General features: G+C 63.6%; 14 protein-coding genes. 5 read left to right on the top strand and 9 right to left on the bottom strand.

What is annotated here, in order from left to right:
- Positions 1-86: 86 nt before the first annotated feature.
- Positions 87-296 carry a hypothetical protein gene (locus tag V5B59_RS00265; RefSeq protein ID WP_169069530.1) on the top strand — a complete coding sequence of 70 codons (210 nt, stop codon included), beginning with the start codon at positions 87-89 and terminating at the stop codon, positions 294-296.
- 185 nt (positions 297-481) lie between these two features.
- On the opposite strand, the gene V5B59_RS00260 is transcribed toward V5B59_RS00265, so the two are convergent.
- The 4 genes from V5B59_RS00260 to V5B59_RS00245 all read right to left on the bottom strand — a co-directional run bounded on the left by V5B59_RS00260 (position 482) and on the right by V5B59_RS00245 (position 5,596).
- A complete protein-coding gene (locus V5B59_RS00260) occupies positions 482-2,332 on the bottom strand; it encodes a hypothetical protein (RefSeq protein ID WP_169069529.1) in 1,851 nt (616 codons plus the stop codon).
- Positions 2,333-2,457: 125 nt separating this feature from the next.
- Positions 2,458-3,972: a GH3 family domain-containing protein gene (locus tag V5B59_RS00255; RefSeq protein WP_169069528.1), complete on the bottom strand. Its 1,515-nt coding sequence runs from the start codon at positions 3,970-3,972 to the stop codon at positions 2,458-2,460.
- On the bottom strand, positions 3,969-4,586 hold the full coding sequence (locus V5B59_RS00250) for an acyltransferase (RefSeq protein WP_169069527.1): 618 nt from the start codon (positions 4,584-4,586) through the stop codon (positions 3,969-3,971). The genes V5B59_RS00255 and V5B59_RS00250 overlap by 4 nt, the downstream gene beginning before the upstream one ends.
- Positions 4,583-5,596 (bottom strand): aromatic ring-hydroxylating oxygenase subunit alpha, encoded by a 1,014-nt coding sequence (locus V5B59_RS00245; RefSeq protein WP_169069526.1) that lies wholly within the window; start codon positions 5,594-5,596, stop codon positions 4,583-4,585. The genes V5B59_RS00250 and V5B59_RS00245 overlap by 4 nt, the downstream gene beginning before the upstream one ends.
- Positions 5,597-5,721: 125 nt before the next feature.
- Between V5B59_RS00245 and V5B59_RS00240 the strand changes: the two genes are divergently transcribed.
- Complete coding sequence (locus tag V5B59_RS00240) at positions 5,722-6,639, top strand: DMT family transporter (RefSeq protein WP_169069525.1); 918 nt, start codon at positions 5,722-5,724, stop codon at positions 6,637-6,639.
- Positions 6,640-6,893: 254 nt separating this feature from the next.
- On the opposite strand, the gene V5B59_RS00235 is transcribed toward V5B59_RS00240, so the two are convergent.
- On the bottom strand, positions 6,894-7,655 hold the full coding sequence (locus V5B59_RS00235; RefSeq protein WP_169069524.1) for a class I SAM-dependent methyltransferase: 762 nt from the start codon (positions 7,653-7,655) through the stop codon (positions 6,894-6,896).
- Positions 7,652-8,290, bottom strand: coding sequence for a class I SAM-dependent methyltransferase (locus V5B59_RS00230; protein WP_169069523.1), 639 nt, complete (start codon positions 8,288-8,290; stop codon positions 7,652-7,654). The genes V5B59_RS00235 and V5B59_RS00230 overlap by 4 nt, the downstream gene beginning before the upstream one ends.
- Positions 8,291-8,879: 589 nt before the next feature.
- On the opposite strand from V5B59_RS00230, the gene V5B59_RS00225 reads away from it, so the two are divergent.
- The 3 genes from V5B59_RS00225 to V5B59_RS00215 all read left to right on the top strand — a co-directional run bounded on the left by V5B59_RS00225 (position 8,880) and on the right by V5B59_RS00215 (position 11,546).
- A complete protein-coding gene (locus tag V5B59_RS00225; RefSeq protein ID WP_308240059.1) occupies positions 8,880-10,775 on the top strand; it encodes a cation-translocating P-type ATPase in 1,896 nt (631 codons plus the stop codon).
- On the top strand, positions 10,679-10,984 hold the full coding sequence (locus V5B59_RS00220) for a cation-translocating P-type ATPase C-terminal domain-containing protein (protein WP_308240065.1): 306 nt from the start codon (positions 10,679-10,681) through the stop codon (positions 10,982-10,984). Before V5B59_RS00225 ends, V5B59_RS00220 begins: the two co-directional genes overlap by 97 nt.
- A gap of 148 nt (positions 10,985-11,132) precedes the next feature.
- Complete coding sequence (locus V5B59_RS00215) at positions 11,133-11,546, top strand: FxLYD domain-containing protein (protein WP_034910952.1); 414 nt, start codon at positions 11,133-11,135, stop codon at positions 11,544-11,546.
- 24 nt (positions 11,547-11,570) lie between these two features.
- On the opposite strand, the gene V5B59_RS00210 is transcribed toward V5B59_RS00215, so the two are convergent.
- The 3 genes from V5B59_RS00210 to V5B59_RS00200 all read right to left on the bottom strand — a co-directional run bounded on the left by V5B59_RS00210 (position 11,571) and on the right by V5B59_RS00200 (position 20,025).
- Positions 11,571-12,308: an energy transducer TonB gene (locus V5B59_RS00210; protein WP_169069522.1), complete on the bottom strand. Its 738-nt coding sequence runs from the start codon at positions 12,306-12,308 to the stop codon at positions 11,571-11,573.
- A 107-nt stretch (positions 12,309-12,415) separates the two neighbouring features.
- Positions 12,416-19,594 (bottom strand): PilC/PilY family type IV pilus protein, encoded by a 7,179-nt coding sequence (locus V5B59_RS00205; RefSeq protein WP_332351267.1) that lies wholly within the window; start codon positions 19,592-19,594, stop codon positions 12,416-12,418.
- A complete protein-coding gene (locus V5B59_RS00200) occupies positions 19,477-20,025 on the bottom strand; it encodes a hypothetical protein (RefSeq protein ID WP_332351265.1) in 549 nt (182 codons plus the stop codon). The genes V5B59_RS00205 and V5B59_RS00200 overlap by 118 nt, the downstream gene beginning before the upstream one ends.
- Between the last annotated feature and the right edge of the window lie 29 nt (positions 20,026-20,054).

Below are 20,054 nucleotides of genomic sequence, written 5' to 3'. Positions count from 1 at the left end.
GCGCCAGAATATCCGTCGGCCCGGCCGAAGCGCGTATTGTATGCTGTTCAGGCCGGTCGATATGCTGCTTATTGGCGGCGTGTAGTATGATCTGTCCGGTATATGTTGCTCCCAAGTTCGAGCTTTTCTCCGACCGAGGCAGCCAATACTGGCATACGCCGGAAGCTGGGGGCAAGGTGGACAAGCATTACTTGACGCAAATCCGGCAGGCCATGAAGCGCCTCGGAATCGGCAAGTTGGCTGACTATGATCAGGCCGGCAATGTCATGCCGCTGAATTTGAAGGCGGCTGCGTAGGTCCACCCCGGCAACTTTCACGGCAACCCCTTTCACCGACCTCGGCGAACTGCTCGACGACGTTGCACCGCGCTTCGTCGAACTGCGCCGCGGCACGGTGGTGCTGTGGCAACAGGGCCGCGAGGGCCGGCAGCAGCGTGGTGACCCTGCACCTGCCCGCCGGCGGACTGGGTGACGCCGTAATCTCAGGGACAGTGACCGTCGTTGCCGATCAACGCAGCGGAGACGCCGTCCTTCGCGCGGTACGACCAAGGCATCGCGGCGACATGACCCATTGTCCGCGCGGTGGCGATGAAGGTGCACAGTGCCGCCGGTGGCGCTGCGAACTCGCCGATGAAGCCGACGCGGCCGGCCGCCGGTGCCGGCAGTGTGGATCCCTCGTCGATCTGCCCCGGCCCAGCCCACCAGTGAAACTGGTCGATGTCGACGAGATCCCGCCACAGCCCCACCCACCGCGGGCTCGCCGAGCCCACCGTCAGCAGCTGCCGGCCACCGGCGGCGTGCAGAACCTCGGCGACTTTGCCGATGAACGAGCGCATAGTCGCGCGGCTGACTACCCCGCCGGTGCGGATCTCCGCCGGGCGCTTGCCGGCAGGTATCGTGATATCCGTGAGCAGCCATTCGGGCTCGTTGATCACGTCGTAGGCCAGGATCACGGGTTCGTCGGCATAACGCTGGAATAGAGGACGCAATGCGTTGTCGAGCAGCGACCGCCGCAGCGTCGTGTCGGTGATCAGCGCGGCGCGGCCGAAGGTGCGCACGCCATCGACGACGACCGGCTCGGCACCAAGCAGGAAGTCGAACAGCGTCAGGATCAGGTACACGCCGCTGGTACGCGCGACGCGCACGAGTTCGTCGAGGTCGCGTAGGAAGCGATCGTCCAGACCCGAGACCGAACCGTCGGTGGCAAAGCGCACGCCGGCGCGCAGGTCGGCGAACAGCCAGTACCGGGCGACCATGGCCTTGCTCGCGATGTCGCGGAACTCGGTCTCGGTGCGCGTCAGCCCGCTCTCGAAGTCGAAGCCGATCGGCGGCACACCCGAGACGCCCACGTTGTCCAGGCACAGGCTGCCGCGGTACGCAAAATCTGTGGCGCCGGTGTTGACGCCGAGCTTGAAGCCGAAGGCGCGCACGTGTGCGGTATCGAACTGTGGCGTTGCGGCGGCCAACTCGTCGGTCGTGACGGACAGCGTGACCCAGCCGTCGGGTCCGCTGAGGTTGCGCCACGGCGTTTGGCTCCAGCGGAAGTGGCGATCCTGCGCGAACAGCATCAGGCCCGTCGGCGCGAACGACGGCCCGCGCGCTCCAGCGGGGACGAACACTTGCGCTTTTAGCGTCTGCCCGCGTAGGTCCAGTGTCGCTCCGGGCGGCTGCGTGGCCGCGTCCTCGACCGGAAACAAGACGATGGCGCTGTTGGCCGGGTTGCCTACCAGCGCGACGTCGACGCCCAGGCAGGCGGTACCGGTCGTCTGTCTCGCCGCGCGCAGCCGCAGCGCGGCGCCGTCGCTGCCGCGGGTTTCGTGGTGCCAGCCGGCAACGCCTTCGCTGGCCAACCCGACATAACCCCAGAGGTTGGCGCCGAAGTCGCGGCCATAGTTCTGCCACGGCACGTTCAGGCCGGTGAACGGGTGACCTGAGCGCAGCGCGTCCCAGGCCGGCGGAGGCGCCACGGGCGTGGCCGAGCGTAGCTCGAAGACGGAGTTGCCGACATGCTGTAGCGTTGCCGCGTAGGGCCGGTCGCCGGCCACGCGCACCAACGGCAAGCTTAGCCGCCCGCTGGCCGTGTCGTAGTCCGCCACCGCCGGGTCGCCGCCGAAGCCAGGGGTTGCCGCCACGAGGTCAAACTGCAGCGTCGCGGCCTGGAACCGCCGCCGCAGTTGCACGTCGACGAAGACCTCATTGCCGGCCCGCACCGACGGGATCGTCACCAGCCCGGTAACTGGGTTGTAACCGACCGCTTGTGCGCAGGCCGGTGTCGGAGAGAGCCCCGTCAGAACCAGTGCAAGGTGGTACAACGCGCGCAATGATTTCATCATCTTCTCTCCCCTCGGGCCGCTCGGTGGGTGCCTGTCGGTGCACTGGTGGGTGTAAAAAGGATGGAAATTCAAAGGTACCATGTACATGAAGCTCCATCAAGGAGTGTCAAGACAGAGCAGCAATTCTATACCAACAGCCGCCGATCGCTGCGGAGATGGACTTGCCGGGCGATCTCCAGCGAGGGGATCAGCGCGCGGTCCTTGATGTCGCCGGCCTTCCTGCCAGAGGCGATGAGCGCGTCATGCACACAGCGGCGCATGTCGGGACGCACCCTCACCTCGACGGCATCGAGTTGCGCGAGCAGACGCGCTTCGCGATAGCGAAAAGCCTGCGACAAGCCCTCTTCCAGTCGCCGCGCGAGTTCGGGATTCGGGTCGTCGGTGAGCAGACAATAGCGTGGCCGTCCCACCTCTGGCAGCCGCGGCAGGACGGTGCAAAAGGCGTCGGCGCGGGCGTTCTCGGCGAGTATGCGAGCAACGAACGCCTCGCCGATCTTTTCGCCGACGAGGTCGGAGACGGCATCGGCACGGCCAATGAATTCGAGGAGCGGGGTGTCGCGATGGCGCCCGCACACGCGCAGGCGATCGCCCAGCCGGTAGCGCAGCAGGCCACCCGCCTGCGTGACGAGCAGGGCGTACTCGGCGCCATCTTCGGCTTCTGCGAGCAGGTGCAGGCCACCTTGGCCATCTTCCAGTTCGAGAAACACCTCGTCGATCAGCGGCAGCGCGCCGCCCGCCTCGATGAGCGGTACGGTGATCGGCGCCTCGGTGGCGAGCAGGCCTTTCCCCTGCAGCAGGGCCTGCGGCAGGCAGCGCGCCAGTTGGCGTGCCGGCGCGGCGGCAGCCTCGGCGGTCCAGCAAGAAACGAGTTGTAAGGACGGCCACACCTCTTGCCACGACAGCCGGTCTGCCGACAGCAGTGCACGCCGCTCGGCCGGCAGCGTGGGCAACAGCCGTTCGCGATGGACCTCGAAGTGTTCCAGCAGAATCAGCAGGTAGCTCGGATTCCAGACCGACACGATCTCCAGATCATGCGCGGCGACCAGTGCGCACGCCAGGGCATCACGGAATGCTGCGGGATCGCGCAAGCGCGGTGGCGTCACGAGGAAACGCCCGAGCAGCGATTGCAATACACCTCCGAGATATTCGCGGTCATCCTGCAAGCCCGTTTCGCCGACCAGCGGCGGCGAAACGCTCAGGAACGTTCGTCCGGATCTGAGCCGCAGCACGTGCCTCAGCAAATCGTGCGTCCAAATCGCGAAAGTGCTGCGAAAGGCGCCGAGCAGCGCATCGTTGTAGGGAATGCGCTTGATCTCGCCGGAACTGCCCGAAGTCGGCTCGTAACAACGGATCCGCCCCGCTGCCAGGGCAGCGATCTGGCCGCTGCGCTGCGCAGCGATCCACGGCTCGATGGCGGCGTAGTCGATGATCGGCGCTTTTGTCCGGAAAGTGTCGGGGGTCTCGTCGGCGCGCAGGCTCAGCGAACTTGCGTAACCGGTGCTCACGACGGCACGCAGAATCCGCGCCAGCGTGCGCCGCTGCGTCGTCGCCACATCGTCGAGCGCCCGCGCAAAACGCCAGGCGCGCGGCGCACAATACGCCCGCAGTAGCGGCGTCACGAGCGTGCCGAACCGGCTCACGCGGTTTTCCGGATACGACGGCCGACGCCCACGTCGGTCCGGATCGGCAGCACCACGCCGCTTTCGATGAACACTCCCGGCCCGAGCCGCGCACCGGCGCCCAGGAACACGCCGTCGCCGATACGGATTCGCCGCACATAAAGCACGAGCCCCGCCTCTCGGCGCTTGATCAGGTGCGCGTAGCAGGCGACATGGTGCCCGAAGACGACGCCATTCCCGACCTCCAGCAGGCCGCGGTCGCTGATCTCGACGAGCGGAGTCCAGTAGACACCGCAGCCGACGCGGCTGCCCCACAGCCGCAACCACGCGCTGTAGAGACCCGGAACCAGACGCAGTGCGGCTTCAAGCGCCGGCAAGGCGCTGTACATCACCTGACACTGATGCCCACCCCACCACGGTGCGTAGTCCGGCGTGTCGATGCGCGAGGGTCCCTCGACCAGTGGCCACAGGGCCTCGTGCAGTCGATAAGCGGCAACCGGCAGCAGGTACAGTACGCCGAGCAGCAGGAGCACGCTGCACAGACCCGGCGTGCTCGCCAGGTAGAGCACACACGCGCCCGACCCGGCGAGCCAGAGCAAGGGAAAGCAGGCAAAGAGGCGGGCCCGCAGCGTCATATGCAGAATTCAATCTCGTGTTCCACGGCAGGCAGAGCGCGCGGGTCGTCGCCGCGAGCGATGGCGTCGCGCAGCGAATCCACGAGCCGATGGATCAGGTCTGCCGGAGTATCGCGAAACTGGGCGCCGTAGCGACCGATGTTCTCCCCCTGCCGGGCGAGAATCTCGATGTCCTGGTCAATGATACGCTGGCCGTGGCGACGCACGAACGGCGCTACCAGCCTGTTCCAGGCGCCAAAACGATAGGTCAGGTCGGTGTACACCAGCGTCTCGCGATCATCGACCGGCACCGCCTGCGAGGTGATGATGAAGACGCGGGCGCCGATTTCATAGACCACGCTGGTCACGTTCGGCGCATGGAAACTGTCGGTGTGGCGAATCGCGTGCCCGCGCGGATTCAGGAACCAGCGATAACTGCCCAGGTTGTCGCTTTCGTTGCGATAGTCGACATGCACCGCAGCGTTCGATCGTCTGACCGTCGCTGCCAGCCGTTGGCCGCGCGTCGAGCGGAAGATGCCCTGATGCACGAAAGCCGTGTGCGGCACATCGATGAAGTTCTCGACGCAGTTGGCGACACTATTGGCAAACCGGTTCTGCAAGCGCAGGGTCAGCCAGCCGGCCTCACCGTAGTGCGGTATCGGGAACGGGACGATCCCGGCGGCGGCGTCGCGCTTGACTCGCACGTAAACGAAACCGTCCTGCTCGATCACCGGATAAGGCGGCGAACAGTGCGCCGGCCGATCGCTGCCGGCCAGCGAAGGAATGTCCACCACCCTCCCCGCGCCATCGTAGCGCCAGCCGTGGTACGGGCAAGACAGCAAACCATTGTGCAGCACCCCCGCCGACAGCGGCGCATGGCGATGCAGACAGCGGTCGCGCAGCACCGTCGGTGCGCCGTCCATCCCACGGAAACACACCAGCCACTCGTCGAGCACGCGCCGTGCAAGCGCTCGAACCGGAGTCAATTCACGCGACTCCGCTACGATGTACCAGTAGTCGTCAAAGGGCATCGCAACAGTCTACCAGAGAGATCGCAATACGATGCGCGGCAAGACCGATACCGGTAAGCTTGCGGGAATAGCCATTTCGCCAGTACGCTTGGTGGACTGAAAATCGACGGCAAGACAGCCATTCCATGAACCAACGTACGCCACCGGGAGCCACCGCTTTCGCTCTGATGATCCTGCTCTGCGCCACCTGGGGTTTTCAGCAGGTGACCATCAAGATTGCCGGCCAGGGCGTCAGCCCGCTTCTGCAGTCCGGCCTGCGCTCGGCGATCGCCTTGCTGCTGCTGATCCTCTGGGCACGCTGGCGCGGCCTGGCGCTCTCCCAGGCCGACGGCACCCTGCGCGCCGGCTTGCTCGCCGGTTCCCTGTTTGCCCTCGAATTCGCCTTCATCTACCTCGGGCTCTCGTATACCACTGCGTCGCGGATGATCGTCGCTCTCTACACCGCACCCTGCTTCACGGTGCTCGGCCTGCATTGCTTCGTTCCGGGAGAAGAGATGCGTCGGCGACACCTCCTGGGTGTCGTCCTTGCTTTCGCCGGCATCGTTCTTGGCTTCGCCGATGCGAGCGGCTCCAGGCCGGACGCCTGGATCGGCGATCTCCTGGGTCTGCTGGCGGCGCTTGGCTGGGCGACGACGACGGTACTGATTCGCGCCAGCGGACTGGCGAGGATCAGCGCCACCAAGGTGCTTTTCTATCAGCTCGCGGTGTCGGCCGCCTGTTTGCTGCCGCTCTCCCTGTTGATCGGCGAGACCGGTATCACCCACCTGAGCGCGCCGGTTCTCCTGGCTCTGGCCTACCAGGGCGTGATCGTCGCTTTCGCCAGTTATCTCGTCTGGTTCTGGCTGCTGACCCGCTACCTCACCACAAGACTGTCGGTGTTCTCCTTCCTGACCCCGCTGTTTGGCGTCTCTTTCGGCGTTCTCCTGCTCGGCGACCGCCTGACGACGAGCTTCGCCGCCGCAGCGGCTTGTGTCAGCGCCGGCATCGTGCTGGTCAATCTGCCGGCCCGGCGGCAGGCAGCACGCAAGAAAGATTCGGCATGAGCACGATCTGGCCGCAACGCGGGCAGTACTGCCGCATTGTTGCCATTCAGCGCTATCGGAAGTCATTTATCCACCAGGGATTTCGTCGGCAGAGTGACAGGAGTTCACTACCTCAATCTGCTGGCCCGACAGCAAGCAGCATGCCGCAAATTTCGCTGCGCGGTCCCTCCGATCCGATCCGCCCGCAGCCCGGCGTGAACACGGTCAGGCCGGCGGCTCAGTCGACGGAAGCCGTTCTTCCGGCCACAATCAGCTCAACATCCTTCCAGGCGCAGGTAGGTCTGGGGGGAAAGCCCGTAGCGCACCGGGTAGGTGCCAGTGCAGCGCAGCCCCACGGCGTCCAGGTCCTGTTCCAACACCCGGAACCAGATCGGCACACGATCGGTAGGGGTGCGGGACTTGAACCGGTTCTTCAGGTGGAAACGCAGGGCCGAGAGCGCAAGGTTGGAGAAGTAGGAGATCACGACGATGCCGCGTGAGACCCGCTTGCACTCACGCAGCGCCTGCTGGCGCAGGCCGGGGGTCGGGTAATGGTGGAGCAGGCGGTTGCAGATCACCGCATCGAACTCGCCGTCGGCGAAGTTCATCTGCATCACGTCTTGCTGCATGAAACGCATGTGCTCCAGCAGATCCGGCTGATTGCTGGCCTCCAGGTAGGCGGCCCTGGCAGTGTCCACCATGTGACTGGAGTAGTCCGCAGCGGTCACCCGGTAGCCGCGCTTTTCCAGCAGGGGTTCCAGCCGCCCGCTGCCGCAGGGAAGGTCCAGCACCGCGGCGCCGGAGGGGATGGTGGCCAGGGCCTTTTCGATGCACTGCCACTCGCGCCGGTTGCGGGCAGTGGAGACGTTCTTGCGCGCCCGGTACTCGCTGGCCACCTCGGCGCGGTCGAAGCGCGCGCAGGTATCCAGGTAATACGCCTGTTCCTGGACGTGTTCGCCGGGTTCGCATTCCTTGATGGCGGGTTTCGCCGCCGGGCTGCTGGATCCGGAAAGGGGTCCGTGTTCAACGGGCGTCACGGCGTCTCCTCCTTGACCGATTTCTTGCGGCAAACCAGCTCCGCTTTCGGCTGGAACGGCCAGAACGCAAAATAGACTTTATCCAGCATCAGGCCGGCGGCATCCAGCAGGGGCAAGAGATGATCACGCGGCAGCGTTTGCCGGCGCGAACTGCGGCGGCGGTTGAACGGCGTGTCCAGCCAGGCATACACAAGCACACCGATTCTGGCGACTCGCGCCAAGCTCTTCAGCAGACGAACGCGATCCTCGTCCACAGAAAAATGGTGCAATAGTCGATGGCACACGACCCAATCAAACTCGCCATCGGCAAACGGTAGATCAAAGGCATCTCCTTGATGGCCGATACGCTCCGGATGTCCTTGGCGATAGACCGCCAGCATCGCTTCTGAACTGTCCAGTCCGACCACCTGGCTGAACTTGGCGCGCAACAGTCCGTCGATACGACCAGTTCCGCACGGACAGTCGAGCACACGATTGCCGCTGGCATGGTTCAATGCATGCTCGACGGCACAGGCCTCCAGCCAATGGGAAAAGCGGCGGACGCCTTTGGGCTTAATGATTTTGGCGTTGTATTTCTCGGCATTATCGAGTAGCCGATAACGTTCCGGCTGTTGCTCTGGATCCACTTGGCTCATCTGGCTGCCTCCGGCGTGTAATGCCTTGTCACCGCCCCGGCAGAGAACCGAGTAAACATATCATGATAGCAATGGTGCCTTAAGGAAGCCTTAAAGCGCGTTAAAAAACCTAACATCTTGTTTATATTAATGATCCACCGGCAGAGCCGGAGGATTTCCGCCGCTCTCCCCTCAAATGGGCCTATTCGCGACGGGCAAACTATGGCTGCAATCTCTTCCTTTTTCCCATCATCGACCGACTGCTTGGCATACCGGGGCGACCATCTATGTCGTGGCTCAGCAGGTTCTCGATGCTCAAAATTTGCCGTGATCTTTACCCCACCAACTGGCTGCGCTTGCGCATCAGATCTCGCACACCACGCGCTTCCTTCGAACAAATGTACCCTACCGGCAGGATGCCCAAACGCAACAAGTGCGCCAGCCAACGGACATCGTCCACATCCTCCTTATGCTTCAGGCCAAAATTCACGTTTGATCACGCCTGATGGGAAACCTATACTCCCGCCGGTAGCGTCGAATTGCCTCTCCTGTTCCTTTCCTTGCTCCGGACCCTTGCTGCCCGGAGTGGGCGGTCGACTTCCGGCCAGCCATGAAAATTCATCAACTCCCGATCAATGAAGCCCTCGCCAGTGTGCGCAGTACGCCGCAGGGACTGGCGTCGGCCGACGCGGCGGCGCGGCTGCTGGAATACGGCACCAACCGGGTCGAGCCGCTGGCACGGGAACACTGGGCGCTACGCCTGCTGAAGGAGTTCACCCACCTCTTTTCGGTGATCCTGTGGGTAGCCGCGGCGCTTGCCTTTCTGGCCGACTGGTACGACCCGGGCCAGGGAATGGCCCGGGTCGGGGTGGCGGTGATCGTCGTGATCCTGCTCTCCGGCCTGTTCTCGTTCTGGCAGGAAGCGCGCGTCGAGCGTACCCTCGCCGCCTTGCAGGGCCTGTTGCCCAGCCAGATCGAACTGCTCCGCGACGGAGCCGTGCTGACGGTAGCCGCCGAAGCACTGGTGCCAGGCGACGTGATCCTCCTCGCCCAGGGTGACAATGTGCCGGCGGATTGCCGGTTGATCGAAGCCTTCGGGCTGCGCATCAACCGCGCCACGGTGACCGGTGAATCCCTTCCGCGTAGCTGCGACGCGGCTCCCTGCAGCGAAGAGCAGGCTTTCGACGCACGCAATATCCTCCTCGCCGGGACCTCGGTGGTGGCGGGACAGGGACGAGCGGTGGTCTTTGCCACCGGCGCGCATACCGAATTCGGGCGCATTGCCCACCTCACCCAGTCTGGCGGCAGCGAGGACTCGCCGCTGCGCCGGGAAATCGCCCACCTGAGCCGGCGCATCGCCTATCTGGCTCTGGGCATCGGCACCTTCTTCTTCGTTCTCGGCAGCGTGGTCGGGGTGCCTTTCTGGCGCGACCTGATCCTGACCCTCGGCATCATTGTCGCCCTGGTGCCCGAAGGCCTGTTGCCGACCCTCACTCTTTCGCTGGTCCTCGCCGCCCAGCGCATGGCCCACCGCAACGTACTGATCCGCCACCTGCCGTCGGTGGAAACCCTTGGCTCGGTAACGGTGATTTGTACCGACAAGACCGGCACCCTCACCGAGAACCGCATAAGCGTTCTGCCGTTGTGCGAATCCATCGTACTGGCGGGCGGCGTGCAGCCGCTCGACGCCGAGACGCGCAGCACCATCCTGCGTGCCCAGGAAGAAATGGCCGCCGGAGGACTGCGGGTCATCGCCCTGGCCAGCCGCCACCTGCCGCCCGACTGCCCGCGCGACGCAGAGGAACAGGCACTGTCCTTCTGTGGCCTGGCCGGCATTGAAGACCCACCCCGCGCCGACGTGGAAGCCGCGATCGCCACCTGCCACGGCGCAGGCATCCAGGTCATCATGGTCACCGGCGACCACCCCGGTACGGCGATCGCCATCGCCCGGCAGATCGGACTCGTGCGCGGCAAGGAAGTGCAGGTAATCACCGGCGACCAGTTGCGCAAGCTCGCCCCCGCTCAGCTCCAGCTCGCGCTCGATGCATCGGAAATCCTCTTTGCCCGGGTCGCCGCCGACCAGAAAATGCGCATCGTCGACGCCCTCAAGGCCAAGGGCCATATCGTTGCGGTAACCGGCGACGGGGTGAACGATGCCCCTGCCCTGCGCACCGCGCACATCGGCATCGCCATGGGAATCACCGGCACCGATGTGGCCAAGGAAGCTGCCGACATGGTGCTGCTCGACGACCATTTCGCCAGCATCGTCAGCGCCATCGAGGAGGGCCGCGCGGTGTTCCAGAACATCCGCAAATTCCTCACCTATGTGCTGGTGCACAACGTCGCCGAGCTGATGGTCTTGATCTGGCCGCCAACGATCTCCTGTACCGGCAGGCGACCACCGCCTGCCTGTCGGCGATCGTCCTGCTGCAGATCGTCAATGTATTCCTGTGCCGCAGCGCGCTGCGCTCGGTCTGCGCTACCGGCATTACCGGCAACCGCCTGATCCTGTGGGGCGTGGCACTCGAGGTGGCGCTCATCCTGTTGATCGACTACACGCCGCTCGGCAACGAACTGCTCGGCACCGCTCCGATTCCGCTGGAAGTGTGGCTCTTCCTGCTGCCCTGGGCGGCGGGCATGATCCTGCTCGAGGAAATGCGGAAATACTGCGCCCGCCGCCGGCTGGCTCGGGCCGGACCGGAAAAGACGAGATGACCCGCCTCCGCCACATTCTGAAGCGCTGACCAGGCAAAGTGTGTGTCTCCCGCTCAAGATTGCACTCAGAACAAGTAGAATTGCAGATTGTGAATCTGCCGCGTCCAGGGCATGTTCGCCGAAGCATTCCGAATCAATGAGGAAGCAAATGAAACTGGCAACGACTTCGCACTACCGATTACTGATCACTGCCGTCATCGTCACCCTGACCGCCGCCTGCAACAAGACCGCGCCTGAACAAGCGACTTCGGCGCAGCCGCCACAGGCAGCCGCGCCCGATGGCAGGAAGGCCGCTGTCGCCGGGCTTTCGCTCGTCGAGGCAAAAATTACCCGGAACAGCGAGGGAAAACTGGTAATCCAGGGCCAGGTCAATAATACGTCGAGCAAGACCATTGGCCACGCCGAAGCCGAATTCAAGCTCTTCGACAAGAACGGCGTCGCAATCGGCTCGGTCACTCCGGCAGTCGATACGCTGCAGGCAGGTTTTTCCTGGAACTTTGAAACCGCGATCGAGCAGAAGGACGCGGTCAGCGCGACGCTGGTCGGATTTACCGGCAGTTAGCCTCTGAACAAGGCGCACAATCCTCTAATACCCTCTGCCGGAAACGCCTGCGCCCCGGTTGAAGGGAACGAACTGCACCTCCACCACCATCTGGCTCTTGACCGCGCGGCCATGGTGCATGCCCGGCGAAAAGCGGGCCGGCGCGAATGCCGTCAGAGCCGCTTCTTCAAAAAATCCGCTCGGCAGCGCACGCACGACGAAAAGTTCATCCACTTCGCCGCTGGCGCTGATGAACAGCCGCAATACGACCGTTCCCTGTTGATTCCCGGCGGACTCCGGATAGTCGGGCTGAATGTCCGACAAGGGCATCGGTGGTACATCGAGCAGGCCGGCCAGCGCATAGCTTGCATGCCGGGCGAGACGAGCGCTTTCCTCGGCGGAGGACGTAGGCCCGGCAGTTGCAGCCGGAAGCGCCGCAGGCGAAACCGCTTCCCCCGGTGCGGGAGATTCCGGTGAACCGGATGATCTCGCTGCAACCTGGCGATCAGGAGCATGCGTCTCCTTTTGCGCATCCTGCGGTCGACTCGTCGCCACACCGGCAGGCGATTCCTGAATCTGCGGTGCAGATTCAAAACGATCGGCTTCACCCCGACCCGCTGGCGCGGAAACGCTTGCTCGACGGTTCTCCGCCAAACTCACCATCAGAAAAGCCGGTGCCGAACGAGCGGCAGAGGAGAGGAGCGGGCCAGCCCCGTTCGAGTGCTCGGCGCCGCCGCCGGTAAACAGCATCAGCATGGCGTGCAGAACGAACGAACAAGCCACCGCCACCCTCAGATGACGGTTCTCTGGCGCCCGGTTTCCCGAACGCCAGCACCCGCTCCATAATGAATCCATAGAACGCCTGCCAATCAACCGAGTGCCCAAGTGCCCTAATTCATCACCTCACGCCAACTCACCCGTTTGCCTGCCGGAGGCGGCACCAGCACCGGAAGCTCCACGACCTGCGGCGGTTTGTCACCGGATCCGATCACATTCACCACGATCCGCCCATCCGTCAGACGCACGAAGTTGAGACCCACGGCCAGGGTTTCGTTCAAACGTCTGGAGACCGCCGCATCCGGTGAGGTGGCCACCGCCAGACCGGTACGGAAATCCACGAAGTTCAGCCAACTGTAGCCGCCGATGCTGCACGCGGAATTGCTCGGTACGTTGCTGGCGAAGGTGAGGGTACCCAGTTGCAGCTTCGGATCGATATTGACCCGCTCGCCGGAGTCGGGCAAATCGAACACCCAGCCATTGGTGCCCGTGCAACTTGCGACACTGCAGGCCATGGTCCGGTACAGGCCGGATTGCGTCATTTGCAGCGGATTCAAGGCAGCGCGCAAGTCGGCATAGGCCGGGGTTCCTGCCAGCGGGTCCTTGAAGCCATACGCCGACTGGGTATGAAGGTCAGGCAGGTCGCCGAGTCCCAGCAAACGCCCGGTACCGATGAAGACCCACGGCTTTCCTTCGAGTTCAGCCAGTTCGGGACGCGTCGTGATCGGCTGCGGATTCCCCCCCGAGTCCTTCGCGGTCCCCAGCAGCGTAGCCTCCAGACCATCGGGATCGAGATTGTCATTGACGTCGAAACGCCAGACATTGCCCAGCATATCCACCCCGTACACCCGCAGCGAAGTGTTGTTGAGCAGCGTGTTATCCACAAAATTATTGATCTGGTTGAGTCCGCTTGGCGTCGTGGCATCGCCGACACCGGTGGCGATCTTGGAGATCAACTTGCCGGTGGCGGCATTGAGCACGTACAGATAACCGTCGCCATCGCCGGCCTTGGCGGGGCTGTTGACATTGTTCAGGCCGGAGGTCACGAAGACCACCCAGGTGCCATTCTGGAGCTTCGAGATGATCGGGCGGCCGAAGGTGTAGCCGAGATGGCAGTCGGACCCTACCCCGGCAGTCACGCCATCCCAGCAGGCATCGCTCCAGCCGAACTCCCACAAGGCTTTCGGAACTGCCGGATCGGTCACGTCCAGGGCGTAATAACCCTTGCCGCCCTTGTTGAGTCCGCCGACCAGAATCGTTTTCCAGGCGGAACTTGCATAGATGTCCCCCACCGTTGGCGAACCATCGACGTAGAACTGGTGAGTATTGGCGTAGTTGTTGTCCGCCAGCTTGAAGAGATTGGGCAGAACCAGTCTCGGAATGAATGCCCAGGCCTCCTCTCCGGTCGCCGCGATGAAGGCATGCAGCATGCCATCGTTGGCGCCGACATAGAGCATCGGCGTACGCCCGGCATGGTCGCTCTTGAATGTTGCATAGCCGCTATCCGCGTAGGAGGCGAATGGCCCCTTGACGAAAGCCGGCTGGGAGTTCACGAAGTCACCCAGAACATGGGTGCGGGCGCGGTAGAGTTTCGTCAGATCATTGGTCGTGAATAGTGCAGTCCCCTCGAGGGTGTGCTGACCACGCAGATAATTCACCAGATTCGCGCCGGCAGCGGCTGTCCGCTGGTCGACCGTGGCGCCGCTGCCGTCCGACATGCTCGGATACTGGCTCAATTGCGCCACGTTTGCCGATCCGAAGTAGGCCTGCTCTTCGGCAAGCAGTCCGGTCATGGGATCGCCGGTCGGCTGGCTGGAGGCATCACAGGTCTGCGTATTCCAGGTGAAGTTGGCAAGATTGTTGCTCGCTCCGGAGCGGAACAGATAGATGGCCCGCCTGTCGCAAGCCGAGCCGACCTTGGCATCCAGCAAGGGCTGCGATCGCCACTCAGTGCTCGTGCTCATGACCCCGGTAGCCGGGTTGATCTGATAGGCTGCCAGATCGCCCACCCACTCCTGCGAGATGTAGCTGGCGCGGTAAGCGGCGTTGTCGCCGGCCACCGGCGACATGGTCGAGGTGGCTGCCGCCGAGCCGGCGCCAAGCATCGACTGGATGCCTGCCAACGCCTGTTGGAGGCCGCTGACCACCGAGTTCGGGTCGTCGGCGCTGAAATACAGCCCGCGGCCGTTGACCGCGGTATGCCAGAAATCGTCGATCGACCTCGGGTCGCTGTAACGGGTGGCATCGGAGTAATCAAGGGTCGGATCGGGCCACACCGGCCAGGACTTCGGTGTGCAGTTCGGGAAGCTCGGATCGGTCGCCGTACAGGTGTTGTTGCAACCTCCGCTCAAGGGATTGCAGCGGATGCGTGCGAAGTCCCCCACCGGATCACTCTTGTAGGTCGGGCTGTAATTCAGGGTGCCGGAGACGCCGAGTGCCAGAGTGAAGGTCGTCATGTGCTGGTGAGTGGCACGATCCCCCTCGGCTCCGGTACTTTCCTTGACGCGTACATCGTTGGTCAGCTCCGGTCGCAGGTCGGTGACGTAGTAGTACTGCGCGACGTCAGCCAGCGAATTGCTGCTGCCTCCGGTAATGCTCGAATCGACGACGCATGGCCATTCGCTGCAGGGACTCGGCGGTGGGGCGTCGCTGATGCTCGAACGTCCGGAGTCCGGCACGGGACCGAGGGGGGCCGTCAGTGTCGAGGCATCGGGGTGGCAGACGCCGTCGACATCGACGTAAGCCGGATCATCGCTGGTCGTCGATCGGCCGATTTCGAAGCCGGTGACTCCTCCGTTAAAGAGGGTCGTGGTCACCTCCGTCTGAATGCGCTTTTGCAGCTTGTGGCCAGGTAGATATGCGCAATTGATGGTTTCGTAAGCCGGTGCAATGGGCAAGGCCGGGGTACAGGACGCCACTTCGGTCGGACCGGTTTCGATCAGCGAACAGGTTTGCTCCACCCAGTTGTTGTCCAGACTTGCCGTCGCAGGCGTACACGAGGCCACCGGGGTTGGTCCGGTGGTCGCGGTCGAGCAGGTCGTCGTCATATAACTGTTGCCGGCACTGGCGGTCACCGGCGTACAGGTGGACACGGCGCTTGGCCCGGTGGTCGAGGTAGTACAGGTGGTGGTGGTATACCCATTACCTGCGGAGGGCGAGATCGGTGTACAGGTGGCTACCCCGCTTGGCCCGGTGGTCACGGTATTGCAGGTCGTTGCCGTATAGTTGTTGCCGGCAGCCGCCGCAGCCGGCGTACAAGTGGCCACAGGGCTTGGTCCGGTAGCCACGGTGTTGCAGGTCGTTGCCGTATAGCTGTTGCCGGCGGCAGCCGCCGCAGGCGTACACGAAGCGACAGGGCTTGGCCCGGTGTTCACGGTGTTGCAGGTCGTTGCCGTATAGCTATTGCCGGCCGACGCCGCCGCAGGCGTACACGACGCCACGCCGGTGGGACCGGTGGTCACGGTGTTGCAGGTCGTTGCCGTATAGCTGTTGCCGGCACTGGCCGCCGCAGGGGTACACGACGCCACGCCGGTGGGTCCGGTGGCCACGCTGGAACAGGTCGTCGCCGTATAGCTGTTGCCGGCAGCGGCAGCCGCAGGCGTACAAGAAGCGACAGGGCTTGGCCCGGTGGCGGCGGTGGAACAGGTCGTCGCCGTATAGCTGTTGCCGGCGGCAGCGGCCGCGGGCGTACACGTCGCTACCGGAGTGGGCCCGGTGTTCACCGTGTTGCAGGTCGTCGCCGTATAGCTGTTACCGGCGGCAGCGGCCGCAGGCGTACACGAAGACACGCCGGTGGGCCCGCTGGTCACCGTGTTGCAGGTCGTTGCCGTATAGCTGTTGCCGGCCGATGCCGCCACCGGCGTACACGACGCTACGCCGGTTGGCCCGGTGGTGGCAGTGGAGCAGGTCGTTGCCGTGTAGCTGTTGCCCGCAGAGGCGGACACAGGTGTACAGGTAGCCACGGGGGTTGGCCCGGTGGTGGCAGTGGAGCAGGTCCTTGCCGTATAGCTGTTGCCGGCAGAAGCAGCCGCAGGCGTACACGACGCCACCGGAGTGGGCCCGGTAGTCACCGTATTGCAGGTCGTTGTCGTATAGTTGTTGCCGGCAGATGCCGTCGCGGGCGTACACGACGCCACGCCGGTGGGCCCGGTGGTCACCGTGTTGCAGGTCGTCGCGGTCCAGTTATTGCCTGCACTGGCTGCTACAGGGGTGCACGAGGCGACGCCGGTGGGCCCGGTGGTCACGGTGTTGCAGGTCGTCGCCGTATAGTTGTTGCCGGCACTGGCCGCCACAGGCGTACACGACGCCACCGCAGTAGGCCCGGTGGTGGCGGTGGAACAGGTCGTCGCCGTATAGCTGTTGCCGGCAGACGCCGTCGCGGGCGTACACGTCGCTACCGGAGTGGGCCCGGTGGTCACGGTGTTGCAGGTCGTCGCCGTATAGCTGTTGCCGGCGGCAGCGGCCGCAGGCGTACACGAAGACACGCCGGTGGGGCCGCTGGTCACCGTGTTGCAGGTCGTCGCCGTATAGCTGTTGCCGGCGGCAGCGGCCGCAGGCGTACACGAAGACACGCCGGTGGGGCCGGTGGTCACGGTATTGCAGGTCGTCGCCGTATAGTTGTTGCCGGCAGCCGCCGCCACTGGCGAACACGAAGACACGCCGGTGGGGCCGGTGCTGGCGGTGGAACAGGTCGTCGTCGTATAGTTGTTGCCGGCAGAAGCCGTCGCGGGCGTACACGTCGCTACCGGAGTGGGCCCGGTGGTCACGGTGTTGCAGGTCGTCGCCGTATAGTTGTTGCCGGCAGCGGCCGTCGCCGGCGTACACGAAGACACGCCGGTGGGGCCGGTGGTCACGGTGTTGCAGGTCGTCGCCGTATAGTTGTTGCCGGCAGCGGCCGTCGCAGGCGTACACGAAGACACGCCGGTGGGGCCGGTGGTCACGGTGTTGCAGGTCGTCGCCGTATAGTTGTTGCCGGCGGCAGCGGCCGCAGGCGTACACGAAGACACGCCGGTGGGGCCGGTGGTGGCGGTGGAACAGGTCGTCGCCGTATAGTTGTTGCCGGCAGCCGCTGTCACGGGTGTACACGTCGCTACCGGAGTGGGCCCGGTGTTCACCGTGTTGCAGGTCGTCGCCGTATAGTTGTTGCCGGCAGCGGCGGTCGCAGGCGTACACGAAGACACGCCGGTGGGGCCGCTGGTCACGGTGTTGCAGGTCTTCGCCGTATAGCTGTTGCCGGCACCTGCCGTCGCCGGCGTACACGAAGACACGCCGGTGGGACCGGTGGTCACGGTATTGCAGGTCGTCGCCGTATAGTTGTTGCCGGCCGCCGCCGCTACTGGCGAACACGAAGACACGCCGGTGGGTCCGGTGCTGGCGGTGGAGCAGGTCGTTGCCGTATAGCTGTTGCCGGCAGAAGCGGTCACGGGCGTACACGACGCCACCGCAGTGGGTCCGGTGCTCACGGTGTTGCAGGTCGTCGCCGTATAGTTGTTGCCGGCAGCCGCAGCCGCAGGCGTACACGCGGCTACCGGGGTTGGCCCGGTGGCGACGGTGTTGCAGGTCGTGGTGGTATAGCCATTGCCTGCGGAAGCGCTTGCAGGCGTACAGGATGCCGCAGCGCTTGGCCCGGTGGTCGAGGAGGAGCAGGTCGTTGCCGTATACTGGTTGCCCGCTGCAGCCGCCACGGGAGTGCATGAAGCCACCAGGGTCGGACCGGTGGTTGCCGTCGAGCAAGAAATATTGCCGCCCGGCGTACAGCTTGCCACGGGCGTGGTCAGTTCGGTCGCAGCGTCATACTTGAGAATCTGGCTGGTGGACTGATAATTCTTGAGCGTGCTGACCAGGATCTGCGAGGTGCTCTGAGTGATCTGAGCAGTGCTTTGCAGGTTTTGTAGCGTACTTTGCGTGAGCTGCGAGGTGCTTTGTGTGATCTGCGAGGTGCTCCTCGTGAGCTGAGCAGTGCTTTGCAGGTTTTGCAGCGTGCTTTGCGTGAGCTGCGAGGTGCTTTGTGTGAGCTGCGAGGTGCTCCTCGTGGCCTGAGAAGTGCTTTGCAGGTTTTGCAGCGTGCTTTGCGTGAGCTGCGAAGTGCTCCTCGCGAGTTGTGAGGTGCTCCTCGTGATCTGAGAAGTGCTCCGCAGGTTTTGCAGCGTGCTTTGCGTGAGCTGCGAAGTGCTCCTCGTGAGTTGCGAGGTGCTCCTCGTGAGTTGCGAAGTGCTCCTCAGATTTTGCAGCGTGCTTTGCAGGTTCTGCAGCGTACTTTTCGTGAGCTGCGAGGTGTTCTTCGTGAGTTGCGAGGTGCTCTTCAGGTTCTGCAGCGTACTTTGCAGGTTCTGCAGCGTGCTTTGCGTGATCTGCGAGGTACTTTTCGTGAGTTGAGAAGTACTCTGCAGGTTCTGCAGCGTGCTTTGCAGGTTCTGCGAGGTGCTTTGCAGATTCTGCGAGGTGCTTTGCAGATTCTGCGAGGTGCTCTGCAGGTTCTGGGACGTTGTCCGGTTGGCATAGGGACTGACGCAGATGACCGACTGGTACTGGGTGGTCTTGTCGGTGCTCACTCGGGAGGTGTCGGGTCCACCGTCCCACATCGGGCGCTGCGTCCAGTGGGTATTGTCGATCACGGTATCCAGCGTGCCATCCTGCTGACCGACCAGCGTCGCACCGTCAAGCTGCACCGGTCCGGCGGTTTCGGCGGCCACGTTCCAGTAGCCGTCAGTGGTCATGATGGTGAAGTTCTGCTGACACGAAAACTGGATCGGGTCACCGCTCATGCCACTGTTGATGCTGTCCTGCTTGCCGGCATAGTGTCGACCGACACGCGCCAACCCCTCACGGGAAGGAGAAGATCCGCCCGGCACCTGGCTGAACAGCTTGCTGAACCAGTTGCTTCGCTGCGTCGCATTGAAATCGGCAATCGGCAGGTAGTTGGCGCTGCCGGTCAGATCGGGATTGACGGTGATGAAACCGACACGACTGCTGTCCGTCAGCGGCATGAAGGCGAGACTGACGGCGCTTTTGATCAGACTGATCCGTGTCCGGTAGAAGGTATACCAGTTGGCAAAATTCTGCCGTTCATCGACCCCGCCGGTTCCCGATGTCGACGAAACCAGGACGCGCGTCCACGTGCCGCCGTCGCCGGCGGGAACCGTTGCCCCGACATCCGCATCGCTACAGGGAGTGTTCAGATAGTTCTTCGCACCGGCAACCGAATGCTGGTAGTAATAGGCGGCTTGGGGGGGATCCGAGACCGTCTGATATTGCCGGGTCGAGGTGTCATAGGCCTGGAAAAGGCTGGACAAATCGACGGTCCGCGTGTCCGTCGAGTAATAATTGTAGGGTGCGGCGGTGAAACTGGGGTTGGCAAGGGATTCCCGGAACTATCCTTGGGAATCTCGTAAACCCGGTTCGGGTTGTAATAGAGGATGTTGCACTGATAGCTCTTGTAACCGATCGGCATCAAACCGCTATTGGTTCCCTCGATCTGATCCGGCATGTGCGAGAAACGCATGGAATTGGAAGTATCCATGAGCAGCATGATGTTCGGCTTGAGCTGCGATGAGGTGGAATTGTAGAACGGGGCGTCGGAAATATCGGTCAATGCGGCCTGCGCCACACTCGATGCAATGACCATTGAAAGGCCCGCAAGAACACGGAACACGCCTGGCAGGACAGCAGCCACCATCAATTTCCCGAAATCTCCCATCGCAGTCTCCTTGGCAGCAACCTGCATTGCCGCTACCGAACCAGAATCGAACCCCG

Source organism: Candidatus Accumulibacter contiguus (genome assembly GCF_036625285.1).
Taxonomy (GTDB): Bacteria; Pseudomonadota; Gammaproteobacteria; order Burkholderiales; family Rhodocyclaceae; genus Accumulibacter; species Accumulibacter contiguus.
The sequence above is the reverse complement of the archived record's forward strand: the minus strand, read 5'-3'. Positions and strand labels throughout refer to the sequence as shown.